This window comes from Kribbella sp. C-35, from assembly GCF_046549195.1.
GTDB lineage: Bacteria > Actinomycetota > Actinomycetes > Propionibacteriales > Kribbellaceae > Kribbella.
This window is the reverse complement of sequence record NZ_JAJPWG010000003.1, coordinates 441488-455111: the sequence shown is the minus strand read 5'-3', so window position 1 is coordinate 455111 and position 13624 is coordinate 441488. Positions and strand designations below refer to the sequence as shown.

The 13624-nt window shown below is 67.6% G+C and carries 13 protein-coding genes; 7 read left to right on the top strand and 6 right to left on the bottom strand.

Annotated elements, in window-relative coordinates:
- The 3 genes from ACLJOO_RS22145 to ACLJOO_RS22135 all read left to right on the top strand — a co-directional run bounded on the left by ACLJOO_RS22145 (position 1) and on the right by ACLJOO_RS22135 (position 3107).
- Complete coding sequence (locus ACLJOO_RS22145; protein WP_410789172.1) at positions 1 to 759, top strand: S1 family peptidase; 759 nt, start codon at positions 1 to 3, stop codon at positions 757 to 759.
- 114 nt (positions 760 to 873) lie between these two features.
- Positions 874 to 2454: a flavin monoamine oxidase family protein gene (locus ACLJOO_RS22140; RefSeq protein ID WP_410789171.1), complete on the top strand. Its 1581-nt coding sequence runs from the start codon at positions 874 to 876 to the stop codon at positions 2452 to 2454.
- Positions 2451 to 3107, top strand: a complete 657-nt coding sequence (locus ACLJOO_RS22135; RefSeq protein ID WP_410789170.1) for a Rid family hydrolase — start codon at positions 2451 to 2453, stop codon at positions 3105 to 3107. The genes ACLJOO_RS22140 and ACLJOO_RS22135 overlap by 4 nt, the downstream gene beginning before the upstream one ends.
- A 59-nt stretch (positions 3108 to 3166) precedes the next feature.
- On the opposite strand, the gene ACLJOO_RS22130 is transcribed toward ACLJOO_RS22135, so the two are convergent.
- A complete protein-coding gene (locus ACLJOO_RS22130; protein ID WP_410789168.1) occupies positions 3167 to 3388 on the bottom strand; it encodes a hypothetical protein in 222 nt (73 codons plus the stop codon).
- Between the two features lie 61 nt (positions 3389 to 3449).
- Here ACLJOO_RS22130 and ACLJOO_RS22125 point away from each other — a divergent pair, with 61 nt between their 5' ends.
- The 4 genes from ACLJOO_RS22125 to ACLJOO_RS22110 all read left to right on the top strand — a co-directional run bounded on the left by ACLJOO_RS22125 (position 3450) and on the right by ACLJOO_RS22110 (position 8128).
- Positions 3450 to 3824 carry a cupin domain-containing protein gene (locus tag ACLJOO_RS22125; RefSeq protein WP_410789167.1) on the top strand — a complete coding sequence of 125 codons (375 nt, stop codon included), beginning with the start codon at positions 3450 to 3452 and terminating at the stop codon, positions 3822 to 3824.
- 18 nt (positions 3825 to 3842) lie between these two features.
- The gene (locus ACLJOO_RS22120; protein ID WP_410789166.1) at positions 3843 to 5147 is read left to right on the top strand and encodes a hypothetical protein; all 1305 of its coding nucleotides are present in this window, start codon (positions 3843 to 3845) and stop codon (positions 5145 to 5147) included.
- 69 nt (positions 5148 to 5216) lie between these two features.
- Positions 5217 to 6989, top strand: a complete 1773-nt coding sequence (locus ACLJOO_RS22115) for a hypothetical protein (RefSeq protein WP_410789164.1) — start codon at positions 5217 to 5219, stop codon at positions 6987 to 6989.
- Positions 6986 to 8128 carry a DegT/DnrJ/EryC1/StrS family aminotransferase gene (locus ACLJOO_RS22110; RefSeq protein WP_410789162.1) on the top strand — a complete coding sequence of 381 codons (1143 nt, stop codon included), beginning with the start codon at positions 6986 to 6988 and terminating at the stop codon, positions 8126 to 8128. Before ACLJOO_RS22115 ends, ACLJOO_RS22110 begins: the two co-directional genes overlap by 4 nt.
- Here ACLJOO_RS22110 and ACLJOO_RS22105 read toward each other — a convergent pair.
- Genes ACLJOO_RS22105 through ACLJOO_RS22085 form a run of 5 tightly spaced genes read right to left on the bottom strand, consistent with a single transcriptional unit; the run spans position 8125 to position 13559 of the window.
- Positions 8125 to 8910 (bottom strand): ATP-binding cassette domain-containing protein, encoded by a 786-nt coding sequence (locus ACLJOO_RS22105; protein ID WP_410789160.1) that lies wholly within the window; start codon positions 8908 to 8910, stop codon positions 8125 to 8127. The genes ACLJOO_RS22110 and ACLJOO_RS22105 overlap by 4 nt on opposite strands.
- Positions 8903 to 9880 (bottom strand): ABC transporter ATP-binding protein, encoded by a 978-nt coding sequence (locus ACLJOO_RS22100; RefSeq protein ID WP_410789159.1) that lies wholly within the window; start codon positions 9878 to 9880, stop codon positions 8903 to 8905. Before ACLJOO_RS22100 ends, ACLJOO_RS22105 begins: the two co-directional genes overlap by 8 nt.
- Entirely contained in the window at positions 9877 to 10806 is a 930-nt protein-coding gene (locus tag ACLJOO_RS22095; RefSeq protein ID WP_410789157.1) for an ABC transporter permease, read from the bottom strand. Before ACLJOO_RS22095 ends, ACLJOO_RS22100 begins: the two co-directional genes overlap by 4 nt.
- Positions 10793 to 11770: an ABC transporter permease gene (locus tag ACLJOO_RS22090; RefSeq protein WP_410789156.1), complete on the bottom strand. Its 978-nt coding sequence runs from the start codon at positions 11768 to 11770 to the stop codon at positions 10793 to 10795. The genes ACLJOO_RS22095 and ACLJOO_RS22090 overlap by 14 nt, the downstream gene beginning before the upstream one ends.
- A gap of 1 nt (position 11771) precedes the next feature.
- Positions 11772 to 13559 (bottom strand): peptide ABC transporter substrate-binding protein, encoded by a 1788-nt coding sequence (locus tag ACLJOO_RS22085; RefSeq protein WP_410789154.1) that lies wholly within the window; start codon positions 13557 to 13559, stop codon positions 11772 to 11774.
- Between the last annotated feature and the right edge of the window lie 65 nt (positions 13560 to 13624).

The following is a 13624-nucleotide window of genomic DNA, read 5'->3' as shown; positions in this document are numbered from 1 at the left end:
ATGCTGAAGCGGGTTGTACTTCTTGTCGGGGTTCTCCTGGTTGTCACTGCCGGCGCAAAGCCGGTGATCGTCGGAGGGACGGTGGCCAGCCCGACCGAGGCGCCGTGGGCGATCGCGTTGAACAACACGCAGTCCATGTCGTCGAGCGGCCGGTACTGCGGAGCCGCCCTGGTGGCCCCGGACAAGATCGTGACGGCCGCACACTGCATGGACGAGGCGGTGTCGACGTACTACGCGGTGCAGGGTCGGGCGGACCTCGCGGACGACTCGGTCGGACGGGTGTCGGCGATCAGCAAGGCGTGGGTCCACCCGGGCTACAACACGAAGGACCACCGGTACGACGTTGCGGTGTTGACGTTGGCGAAGCCGTTCATCGGCGTACCGGTACTGCCACTGGAGACCCGCGCGCGAGCGGACCGGACCGGCGCCGTACCGACTGTCTACGGCTGGGGCGACACGCAGGACACCGGCCCGGACGAGACCCTGCAGAAGGCCGCCGTACCGGACCTCGGCGACAAGACGTGCCTGGGCGTCAAGAGCTACGTCTCCAACGGGTACGCCGCCGCGACCAACGTCTGCGCCGGCTACCTCGCGGGCGGCACCGACGCCTGCCAGGGCGACTCCGGCGGCCCGCTCGTCCTGAACGGCCGGCTGCTCGGCGTCGTCTCCTGGGGCCAGGGCTGCGCCCAGCCCGGCAAGCCCGGCGTGTACACCGAAATCGCGGGCGCGGCGAAGGCGTTGCTCCAACAGGTTCGTTAAGCCGAAACATACCTGTCAGTACGAGCGTCTGCTCGTTACGGTCATGACACGCGATCAAAACACCATGTCCTTACCTTTCTGGTCAGCTACCCAGTTGCCCAGTGAGGAGAAGGTATGGCGCAGACGAGACGTCAATTCCTGCAACAGGTCGGACTCACCGGTGGAGCGGGGGTGCTCTACTCCACCATGTCGGCGCTCGGCCTCACGGGCGTCGCCGAAACTCCCGCGTACGCCGCTCCGTCGCGGGCCGATCTCAACGGCCGAGGCGCCAAGCACGTCGTCATCCTCGGCGCCGGGATCGCCGGACTCACGTCGGCGTACGAACTCCTGAAGGCCGGCTACAAGGTCACCCTGCTCGAGGCCCGGCAGCGTCCGGGCGGCCGCAACTGGACCGTCCGCGGCGGCACCGTCGAGACGGACCTCGCCGGAAACACCCAGCGAGCGACGTTCTCGCCCGGTCAGTACATGAACGCCGGGCCGGCGCGACTGCCGCAGCACCACGTGACGCTCGACTACTGCCGTGAGCTCGGCGTCGCGATCGAGCCGTTCGTCAACCAGAACGCGGACGCGTACCTCTACCGCGAAGGCGCCACCAGCCTGTCGAACAAGCCGATCCGGCACCGCACCGCCAAGGCGGACGTGTACGGCTACGTCGCCGAACTGCTCGCCACGGCCGCCGATCAAGGCGCGCTCGACAGCCAACTGACGGCGACCGACAAGGAGGCACTGATCGGATTCCTGACCAGCTTCGGCTCGATCGGGAACAAGGCCTCCGGGTTCGCCTACACCGGGACTGACGGCCGACGCGGCTACACGGTCGAGCCGGGCGCCGGAATGGAGGGCGGTACGACCGCCGCGCCGTACGCACTGAGCGATGTCTTCGCCAGCGGCGTCGGCAACTACTTCTCGTTCGAGTTCGGCTGGGACCAGGCGGTGATGATGTTCCAGCCGGTCGGCGGCATGGACCGGATCCCGTACGCGTTCGAGCGAGCGGTCGGCAAGGACAAGATCCGGTACGGCGCCGAGGTGACCGGGATGACCAACACCGGCAACGGTGTCCAGGTCACCTACAAGACCGGGTCGCGGACCAAGCTGATCACCGCGGACTACGCGATCTGCACGCTGCCGCCGCACCTGGCCGCGAAGGTCCCGTCCAACCTGCCCGCGCCGATCGTCGAGGCACTCAAGTACGCCCGCCCGACGAACGCGGGCAAGATCGGCATCGAGTACGGCCGGCGCTGGTGGGAGGAGGACCACCGGATCTACGGCGGCATCACCAACAGCAACCTCGACACCGTCAACACGTGGTACCCGTCGTACGGCTTCCACGGCGACCGCGGCACATTAATCGGCTACTACAACACCGGCACCAACGCCAACACGTACGGCGCTCTGACGCCGGCGGCTCGACTGCAGCGCGCGCTGATGCAGGGCGCCAAGATGCACGGGGACGTCTACACAAAGGACGTGAAGGCGTCGTTCTCGGTGAACTGGTTGGGCACCAAGTACTCCGAGGCGTCCTGGGTCAGCTGGCCGTCGCAGACCGACGGGATCTACGCCCGGCTGCTCGATGCCACTGGCAACATCTACTTCGCCGGCGACCACCTGTCGCACGCGATCGCCTGGCAGCACGGTGCGATGGTGTCCGCCCGCGCGGCCGTGACCGCCCTACACAGTCGGGTGGCGAGCCGATGAAGCGATCACGTCTGATTGTCGGTGTGGTCGCGGTCGTCGTCTCCTTCAGTGCAGGAGCCGGAACCGCTGTGGGTTGGTGGAACGGCCCGAAGCCGCCCAAGCCTGGCACCGTCGTGCCTGCGCTGCCGGCCGGGCAGTCCAACCCGATGATCGCGAGCGGTGTCGGGATCGGCGCCAACACCCCGGTCTACAAGACGAGTGGGATCGGGCCGTCGGCACTCAACGCCGGCGCCCCGGCCGGATCCGAGGCGTCGTACATCGACACCGCGATCTTCCCCGGCGGGACGTTGCCCGCGGGCGTCACGATCACCGAGGCCCAAGGGATCAACGCACTCCGGCGGATCGGCGAGAACCTCGCGGCCGCCGGGCTGTCCTACGCCGACGTCTACACGATGCGGGTCTTCCTGCAGAACCCGGCCGGCGCGACGGTCGCCGACTTCGCCGGGTGGAACCGCGCGTACCGCCAGTACTTCGCGAACACCGACCTCACCACCGGCGCCTACGTCCCCGTCCCCCTCGGTACGGCGGCACCCGCGAAACCGTTCGTGGTCAACAAGTCCCGCCCGTCCCGGTTCGCCCTGGAGATCGAGAACCTCCCGGTCGGCGGTTGGCTCGTCGAGGTAGAAGTCGACGCGGCCTACCCGCGGCACTGACCTTGGAGGGCTGAACTGACACCGGATGCCCTGGCCGGCCGCGGCCAGGGCATCCGGCTTTACAGAACAGCGCCTCGTGGTGCGATCTCGACGGCGGCGACTCCGCGCGCGAACAGCACCATGTCCCGGTCGCCATGTCTGCACCGCAGCAGTCCGTTGTCACCCGCGAGTGCTGTGACGGCATGCTGGATCGTCACGTCGTCCGCCGCCCCGGGCTCCTCGTAGATGACATCCAGGTGGTCGCCGCTCATCATCCGGATCCGGAACACAATCCTCGCCATAGCCGAACCTTACGCGCCGCCCCGATGGCCTGGGCAGCTCGCGCAGAGGCAGACTGTTGCCATGACTGAGCCGGTCCGTGTGATCAAAGCGGGTGACCTGGTCGCCGCCGACCCGACGGCCGGCATGCTCCGGATGCGAGCCTTCGAGCTCCCGATCCTGTGGGCCGGTCAGGTCATCACGCAGCCCGGTGCGATCTCGGGCTGGCACCACCACGACCGGAACGAGAGCAGCCTTTACATCTTGTCCGGGGTACTGCGGCTGGAGTTCGAGGGCACCGACGAGTACCTCGACGCGGTCGCAGGCGACTTCGTGCACGTGCCGGCCTTCACCGTGCACCGCGAGAGCAACCCCACCGACGACCCGTCGCTGGCGATCATCGCTCGGGCGGGCGGCGGGATCCCCACCGTCAACGTCGATCCGCCCCTGCGCGGGTGAGCCGGTTAACCTGACGGGGTGGCGTCCCACGAACAGGTCACGGTCGGCGTCGTCGGCGCGGAGCAGATCGTGCACCGGATCATCAACCTGGCCCGCGAGCTGGACAACCCCGGCCTGCGACTGGTCACCGCCCAGTACGCCGACGAGCACGACGCGCATGAGCAGGCAGCCCGGATCGCCTCGCGCGTCGACTCCTTCTTGTTCGCGGGACCGCTGCCGTACGACGTGGCGGTCGCGGGCGGGCTGCCGGTACCGGCGACGTACGTGCCGAGCGGCGGGCCGGCGTTGTTCTCGACCCTGCTGCGCGGCGTGCTCGAGAAGGTCTTCGATCCGGCCCGGATCAGCGTCGACACCATGTCGCGGCGCGATCTCACGCATGTCTACGAAGAGATCGGCCTGAGCGCTTCCGGCGTACGGCTGAAGGAATACACCGGTCCGGAGTCGGCCGAGACGTTCCTCGACTTTCACCGCTCGCTGCACGAGCGTGGGCGGACCACCGGGGCGGTGACCACGGTGCCGACCGTCGACGTGGCACTGCGCAAGGCCGGCGTACCGACGCTGCGGATGACGCCGTCGTCGATGACGATCCGGCAGGCGCTGACCACGGCCATCCTGATGGGCAGCGGCGCCAAGCTCGAGGAGTCCCGGATCGTCACGATGATCGTCCGGGTTCCCGCCGCGTCGCTGCCGGCGCACGCGAGCGCCAGCGCGTACTGGTACCAGGAGCTGCGGCTGTCGCTGCACCGCGAGTTGCTGCGCGACGCCCGGCCGATGGACGCGGCGGTGGTGCCGCGCGACGAGCACAGCTTCCTGATCGTCACGACGATGGGTTCGTTGCGGCTGGCAACCGACAACCTGTCGATGGCGCCGTTCCTGGACCGGATCTCCGAGGAGCTGGGGATCCGGCTCGAGATCGGCATCGGACTCGGTACGTCGACCCGCGAGGCGGAGGTGAACGCGCAATCCGCCGTCGACAAGGCGGCCGGCGGCGGTACTGCGTTCGTGGTCGGACCGCACGGCTTCGTACTGCAGGTTCCCGGTGAACGCACGCGTGCCGCCGAGCGCCCGGTGCCGGGCGACTCGCGCGCGCTGCAGATCCTGGCCACGCTGGCCGAACAACTGGAGAACGCGAACGACACCGAGCGGATCGTCGACGCGGAGAGGGTCGCCGAACTCCTCGGCGTCACCCTGCGAACCGCCCGCCGAACACTCAGCACACTGGTCGACGAAGGCCTGGCCTGGCCGATGCCGCCACCCCGCTCGAGCAAGCTCGGCCGACCACCACGCCCGTACCAACTGCTGGTCGAGAAGATTCCTCGATAGTTATTACGGTCGTCCATAACAGCTATTTAGGCCTTGCCGAAGCAGGACGCCTGGGGCAGGGTTGGTCGCGTGCCAGAACCCCTTCATGCAGTCGCAGTGGTGGACAGCCGGGCGGCGACCGAGCGGGCCCACCAGGCGGGTCAGGACGCCTGGTGGGTCTACCTGGCCGAGGTGCTCGGGCACCTGCGGCTGCCGTATCAGTCGATCTCCCCTCACGAAGCCGCTGCTCCTCCGGACGACGTGTCCGTGCTGGTCTTCGCAACCACACCGGCCTCCTTTGATGCCGGGCTCGAGCAGTGGGTGCGCGACGGCGGTGTGTTGATCCTCGTCGGCGATCCCGGTCCGCTCTCCGCGCTTGCGGGTGTATCGGCGGGCGACAGCATCCCGGACGGCCACGTCGTACTGTCCGAAACCCCGGTTTGGTCATCCCACCCGCCGGTCGCACTGCATGCCGTCGGCGGTCGTCGACTCACCGGCCAGGATGTCGAAATCCTCGCGCGCTGGCAGGACGACGACACGGCTGCGGTCACCCTCCGGCGACTCGACGCGGGCGTCGTGCTGACGTACGGCGTCGACCTGTGGCAGACCATCGTCCGGATCCAGCAGGGGTACGCCGTCACCGCCGACGGTGCACCGGCCGCCGACGGCACCGCGCCGATCGACGACGGCATCCTCAAGTGCGAGGACGGGATGGTGCTGAGCTTCGAGCGGGACCGGGCGATGCCACCGGGTGAGCCGGAACTGCTCCCGACGTACGAGCACACCTATCCGCCGCCGAGCGCCGTACCGATGTTCGACCAGCCGCACGCCGACTGGTGGTGCTCGTTGTTCGCGCAGAGCCTGTGGTGGGGCACTTCAGGGGCCGGCGCGGCAGTGCCTTGGCTCTGGTACTGGCCGGCGGGCGTCGACGCCGTCGCGCACATGTCGCACGACTCCGACCAGAACGTCGAGGAACATGGTCAGGCGGCGATCGATGCCTTCGCCGAGGCCGACGTTCAGGTCACGTGGTGCCACGTGTTCCCGGGCGGGTACTCCCCCGAACTATACGCGGCGATCACCGCGGCCGGACACGAGAATGCCCTGCATTACAACGCGATGGGCGACGCGGACCTCGCGGTCTGGGGCTGGCCGTTCATGCGAGCGCAGTACGTGTGGGCGCAGGCCGTGACCGGGACCGAGCAGATCGTCTCGAACAAGAACCACTACACGCGCTGGGAGGGCTGGACCGAGTTCTACACCTGGTGCGAACGGCTCGGCATCCAGATCGACGAGTCACGTGGGCCCAGTAAACAGGGTGATGTGGGCTTCACGTTCGGCGCCTCACACGTGTCGTTCCCTCTCGCACCGGTTGCTGAGGGCAACAGATTGTACGACGTACTCAACCTGCCGCTGCACACGCAGGATCTCGCCTGGGCGGGGCATGAGTCTGTACGGGACGTGATCCTGGACGGCGCCCAGTCGGTGCACGGCGTCGCGCACTTTCTGTTCCACGGGCCGCATCTGCATCTGCGTCCGCCGACGCGTGCGGCGTGTATCGAGCTCGCCGCGGAGGCCCGTCGGCGCGGGATGCCGTGGTGGACGGCCGCCCGGATCAACAGCTGGGAGCGCAGCCGGCGCGGGGTCGTGCTGTCCGTCGAGCCGCATCCGGACGGTCTCGCCGTACGAGCTGAGGCCTTGGAGCCGGTGCCGGGCGCTGCGGTGTTGCTCGCCGTACAGAGCACTGGCCCCATCGTGAAGGAGGGCAAAGGGTCCGCCCAGACGGTGGTACGGCTCGGCCGGACCTTCGTCGAACTGACCGCTGACATCGTTGCCGGAGACAACAGATGGGTGATCACACCATGACTTCTGGGATGCCGGAATGGCCCGAGTTTGGCGACGAAGAAGAGAAGGCTCTGCTTGAGGTCCTGCGCTCGGGGAAGTGGGGTAGCACCAGCGGGGATGTGGTCGCTACGTTCCAGCAGGAGTTCGCGGAGTACCAGCAGGCGGGTCATGCGATCTGCCTCGCCAACGGGACGCTGGCTATCGCGGTGGCGCTGCGGGCGGCCGGCGTCGGTATCGGCGACGAGGTGATCGTGCCGCCGTACACCTTCATCGCGACCGCCTCGGCGGCGCTGTTCGTCGGTGCGGTGCCGGTCTTTGCGGACGTCGATGCGGACACCCATCTCCTTGATCCGGTCGCGGCCGAGGCTGCGATCACCGAGCGGACGAAGGCGATCGTGGTCGTCCATCTCGCGGGTCGGCCGGCGGACATGGACGCCTTCAATGCGCTCGGCGCCAAGCACGGGTTGACGATCATCGAGGATGCGGCCCAGGCGCACGGGGCGGCGTACAAGGGCCGGCCGGTCGGCGCGATCGGCGATCTCGGCACGTTCAGCTTTCAGAGCAGCAAGAACATCACCGCCGGCGAGGGCGGCGCCGTACTCACCGACTCCCCGGAATTGGCGGGCGCGGTGTATTCGCTGGTGAACGTCGGCCGGGTGCCGGGCGGTGGGTGGTACCAGCACGAGGCGGTCGGGTACAACCTGCGGCTGACCGAGTTCCAGGCGGCGATCCTGCGGGTCCAGCTTCGGCGGCATCCGCGGCTGCAGGAGTTGCGTGAACGCAACGCGCGGCTGCTCACGGACCTGCTGTCCGACGTTGACGGCATTCAACTCGCCCCCGAGGACCCGGCGATCACCGCACACGGCCGCCACCTCTTCATGCTCCGAGTCCCCGGCCGCCGCGAGTCCGTACTACAGTCCCTCGCCGCCGCAGGCATCACCCGAGCATCCAGCGGCTACGTCCCCCTCCACCGCAACACCGCCGTACTCCAAGAAGCAAAAACAATCACCACCCGCCTGAACCAGCCCTACCCCGAGCCGGATTGCCCCAACGCCGACAAAGTCTCCACCGACACCATCTGGCTCCCCCAGCCCTACCTACTAGGCACCGACTCCCAAACCCATTCCCTAGCCACCACCCTCACCAACGCCCTCAGCTAATGGTCCGAGGCTTGGCGGATGGGGAGTACGGCGGTGAGGAGTTGCTTGGTGTAGGCGTCTTGGGGGGCGCGGAAAAGGGCTTCGGTGGTGCTCTCCTCGACTACCTGGCCTTTGTTCATTACTGCTACGCGGTCGGCTAGGCGTTCTACTACTGCGAGGTTGTGGGAGATGAACAGGAAGGACAGGCCTAGGCGGTCTCGTAGGTCGGTGAAGAGTTCGAGGATCTGGGCCTGGATGGAGACATCCAAGGACGAGGTCGGCTCGTCGCAGACCAGCAGGTCGGGTTCTAGGGCCAGCGCGCGGGCGATCGCGATGCGCTGCTGCTGACCGCCGGAGAACTGCCGTGGATACAGCTCCGCGTGGCCGGTGTTGATACCGACCAGGTCGAGCAGTTCGAGAGCCTTGGTACGTCGGGACTCCTTGTCGCCCCGTTCGTGCAGCCGCAGCGGCTCCATCACGTTGCCGATGGCACTGAAATGCGGAAGCAGCGAACCGTACGGGTTCTGGAAGACCATCTGCATCCGCGGCCGCAACGTCCGCAACTCGCGGGCCGGTAGCTTGCTCAGGTCCTGCCCGTCGAACTCGACCCGGCCCGAGGTCGGCGTCTGCAGGCCCATCATCAACCGCGCCATCGTGGACTTTCCACTGCCGCTCTCCCCCACCAGGCCGAGCGTCTCGCCACGGTGCACGGTCAACGAGACGTCATCGACAGCGCGGACCTCACCGGCGCGAGTCCGGAAGATCTTCGTCACCGATGAAGCGTGGACCAGTTCGTCAGGCATCGACGGTCACCTTCCAGCACGCGGCGTCCCGGCCGGGACCGATCGTCAAAGTCTCTTGCTCCGTCGCACACCTGGGCAGTTCGGCCTGCGCACACCGCGGATGGAACGGACAGCCCTCGGGACGGTGGGACAAGTCAGGCGGGCTACCCGGGATCGGCCGCAATGGAAGCTCCCGGCCGCCGACCTCGACCCCTGACCCGAGCAGTCCGACGCTGTACGGATGGCGCGGATCGTCGAGCAGCCGGTCCATCGGCGCTCGCTCGACCACGCGACCGGCGTACATCACGACCGCGTCGTCGCAGAAGTAGCGGGCGACTCCGAGGTCGTGGGTGATCATGATGACGCCGGTGCCGCGGTCCTTCAGCTCCGCCAGCAGATCGAGGATCTGCCGTTGCACGGTGACGTCGACGGCGGTGGTCGGCTCGTCGGCGATCAGCAGCGCCGGCTCGGTCACCATCGCCATCGCGATCATCGCGCGCTGCCGCATCCCGCCGGACAGCTGGAACGGGTACGTGCGGATCCGCTTCTCCGGGTCGGGAATACCGACATCGCCAAGCGCCCGTACGGCGCGCTTGCGAGCCTCCGCCTTCGTACACAGCCCGTGCCAGAGCAGATGTTCGGTCAGCTGACGCTCCAACGTCAGCGTCGGGTTCATCGCCTCCATCGCGCTCTGGAAGACCATCGCGATCTCGCGTCCGCGGACCTTGCGCAGTTCCTTGTCCCCGATCGCCAGCAGGTCCCGGCCACCGAACAGCGCCTGCCCACCAGTGATCCGCGCGGTCCGCGGCAGGATGCCCATCACGCTGCGCATCGTGACGCTCTTGCCACTACCGCTCTCGCCGACGATCGCCAGCGCCTGCCCACGTCGTACGTCGAACGACACCCCGTCGACCGCCGTCAGCGGCTCGGCGCCGTCACGCCGGAACGTCGTCCGCAGCTCCCGGACGGACAGCAACGCGTCTTCGCTCATCGCTGCTCTCCACTCGGGTCGAAAGCATCCCGTACGCCGTCGCCGATCCAGGTGAACGCCAGCAGGGTAAGGGCGAACAGCACCGCCGGCGCGACCAGCATGTGCGGCGCCGCCAGCAGGTACCGGCTGCCCTCGCTGATCATCGCGCCCCAGGACGGGGTCGGTGGCTGTACGCCGAGTCCTAGCAGCGCTAGCCCCGCCTCGGCGGCGATCGCGGCCGGGATGGCGAAGCTGGTCGTGACCAGGATCGGCCCGATCGCGTTCGGCAGGATGTACCGGATCGCGATCGTGCTGCCCTTGGCGCCCATCGACCGGGCCGCCTCGACGTACTCGCGTTCCTTCAGCGTCATCACCTGGGCCCGGACCAGCCGCGCCTGGGTGACCCACGACGCGATCCCGATCGCGACCACCAACGCGAAGATGCTGCGACCGAGCACGGTGACCATCACCACCGCGAACAAGTAGCTGGGGAACGCATACATCACATCGGTGAATGCCATCAGCAACGATTCGACCCGACCGCCGAGATAGCCCGCGAGCAAACCGATCGCCAACGCCAGCACTAGCGCCGTCAACTCAGCACCGAACGCCACGGTCAACGCCGTCTGCAGCCCGTAGATCAGCCGGCTGAGAATGTCCCGGCCGAGCAAGTCCGTGCCAAGCAGATGCCCTGGGGAACCAGGCCCCGCCAGCTTGTGCTGGATGTCGGTTTCCTCATAGCCGTACGGCGCGATCAGCGGCGCCGCGATCGCGGTGAGGATCAGCAATGCGCAGAAGATCAGGCTGCCGAAAGCCAGCCGGTGCTTGCGAAACCGGGACCACGCCCGCGACCAGGGCCCACGCGCGGTCGTCCCGCGCTCGATCGGCTCCGGTTCACTGGTACCCGTCGTGCCGACCACGGCCTCGACGCCCTCAGTGGCCGTCATGGGACCCACCTCCCACGGTACGGATTCGGGGGTCGAGGAGACCGTAGATCAGGTCCACGACCAGGTTGGTCACCATCAGGATCAGCGCGAAGAACATCGCCGTACCCATCAGCAACGGCATGTCCCGGCTGGCCGCCGCGTTCGCGAAGTACAGGCCGAGACCGGGGATCCGGAGCAGTGCCTCGACGAACACCGTGCCGGTCATCAGCGCCGCCAGCAGCGGGCCGGCCACGGTGACGAGCGGGATCAGCGAGTTGCGCAGGGCGTGCCGAATGATGACAGTGTGCCGCGGGCCGCCCTTGGCCAGCGCCGCGGTGACGTACTCCTCGCGGAGGGTCTCCAGCATGCTCGACCGCACATACCGCGCCAGCACCGCGGCCGGGCCGAGGCTGAGCGCGAGCACCGGCAGGATCAGGTCCTCCGGGCCGTTCCAGCCGCCGGACGGCAGGAGCTTCAGGGTCGCGGAGAACAGCAGGATCATGAACGCCGCGGTCAGATAGCTGGGCAACGCGTGCCCGAGGGTGACCGCGAACATCGTCGCGTGGTCGGTCTTGGTGTTCTGCCGCAACGCCGCGAACACCCCGATCGGTACGGCGATCAGCAGCGCGAGCAGAACCGCTAGTACCGCCAGCGTCGCCGACACCGGGAACGCCTCGGCGATGATGTCCTGGACGTTGCGGCTCGCGTACTTGTACGACGGTCCGAAGTCCCAGACGACCGCGCCCTTCATGAAGATCAGGTATTGCTTCCAGACCGGTACGTCGGCGCCGTACCGGGACTCGAGCTCGCCGACCATCGACTCGGTGCCGACGCCGCCGAAGTTCGTGGCGCCGCTGTTCACCCGTTGCAGATCGGCGAAGTTGCCGGGCGCGAGCTGCAGCAGGGTGAACGTCAGGATCGAGACGGCGATCAACGACAGGACCAGGCGCACCGCGCGCTTGCCGATGTAGCCGGCGAGCCCCACGTCAGCTCCCTACGCTCAGCGACTTGAGGTAGAAGTAGTCCGGATAGGCCCGCAGTTGCAGCCCGTGCACCTTCGGCTTGACCGCGTGGAAGAGGCTCAGCCAGAGCACCGGCAGGTACAGGTACTGCTCCTCGCGCAGCTTCGCGGCCTGCTTGTACAGATCCATCCGCTTCGCGTCGTCCGGCTCGGTGTTGGCCTTGTCGACCAGCGTACCGATTTCCTTCGCGGGCGCCGTGGCATGCCCGGCGAGGATGGCGTTGAGCTGCGCGGTCTTCTCCGCCGGCTTGAGGTTCTTGTCGTCCTGCAGGCTCTGGTACTTCTGCCACTGGTCGCTCGGCAGGCTGATCTCCTGCACGTTCTTCGGCGACCAGAGCGAACCGACCATCGTCGGCCACGTCGGCAGCCCGGCGAACGTGCCGTAGTAGAAGCCGATGTAGTTGCCCTTCTGAACCTGCCAGCGCCGCTCGGTGTACACGCCGGACTCGACGTGGTCGACACTCGCCTTGATGCCGAGCTGCTTGGTCCAGCTGTCCACCATCGCGTCGGCGAGAGTGGTGTCCGGTACGCCGACGAGGATCCGCACCGGCGGCAGGCCCTGGCCGTTCGGATAACCGGCCTCGGCGAGCAGCCGCTTCGCCTCGGCGACGTCCTCCTTGATCCCGAGGCTTGCGTCCCAGCCTCCGGTCCGGCTCGTCACCAACGAGACCCCAGGCTCCTGACCGGGCTGCACGCCCGCGAGGGTCTTGCGGTCGAGCGCCAGCGACAACGCTTTCCGGACCCGGACGTCCTCCATTGCCGGGTGCTGGCTGCGCAGTTTCGCGAGGTAGAGGATGCTGTAGTTCTCGGTCTGCTCGAGCTCCTTCGACAGGTTCGCGTCCTTCTGGAACCGCAGTACATCGGGTCCGGCCAGCTGCACCAGATCGGTCTCGCCGTTCTCGTAGGCCACGGTCGCGGTCGCGGCCGCACTGGGCTCGACCAGGTTGACCTGGATCCGTCCGAGCTTGACGTTGCCGCGGTCCCAATACTTCTCGTTCGGCACGAGGATCAGCTTCGAGTTCTGGACCCACTCGGTCACCGTGTACGGCCCGTTGGACACGTAGTTCGGCGGGTTCTGCCAGTCCTTCGGCTTGCTCTCGACCAGGTCCATCGGCAGCGGCAGCATCGCCGGGTGGGTCAGCGCCAGCAGGAAGTCCGGGTTGGGGTTCGACAGGGTGAGCACGAGCTCGTGGTCACCGTTCGCCTTCACGCCGACCTGCGCCCAGTCCGTCAGTACGCCGGCCAGGAAGTCCTTGCCACCCTTGATCCCGGTCGAGACCTGGTAGCTGTTCGCGCCGAGCGTCGTACCGCCGGCGGACGTCGCCGCCGGGGTGAACAGCCGCTTGTAGGTCCGCTCGAAGTCCTGTGCCACAACGGGCTTGCCGTCGGACCACTGGGCGTTGTCGCGCAGCGTGAAGGTGTAGGTCAGGTGGTCGTCAGACACCTTCCATTCGGAAGCGACGGCCGGCAGCACGCCATCGCCCTTCTCGTTCTGGGTCACCAGGCCCTCGGAGATCCCCCGGCTGAGGATCCACATGCCGTTGGTGATCACCTGCGGGTCCAGCACCTCGACCGGTACGTAATCGATCTTCAGCGTCGACTGGCCGTCGGCCGCCTTGGTCTCGTCACCGAACAGACCGCAACCGGTCAGCGACCAACTACCGCCGATGGCGGCCATGGTCAGACCGGACAGTCGCAGGAAGTCGCGCCGCGTCTGGCCGACAGGGGGAACCGAGCTCGCGCGTTTGGCCATGGAGTGTCGCCTTTCTGGCGTCCTGAACTCGACTTATGGCGCGACCGTAGGGCCGTACGAGCGTC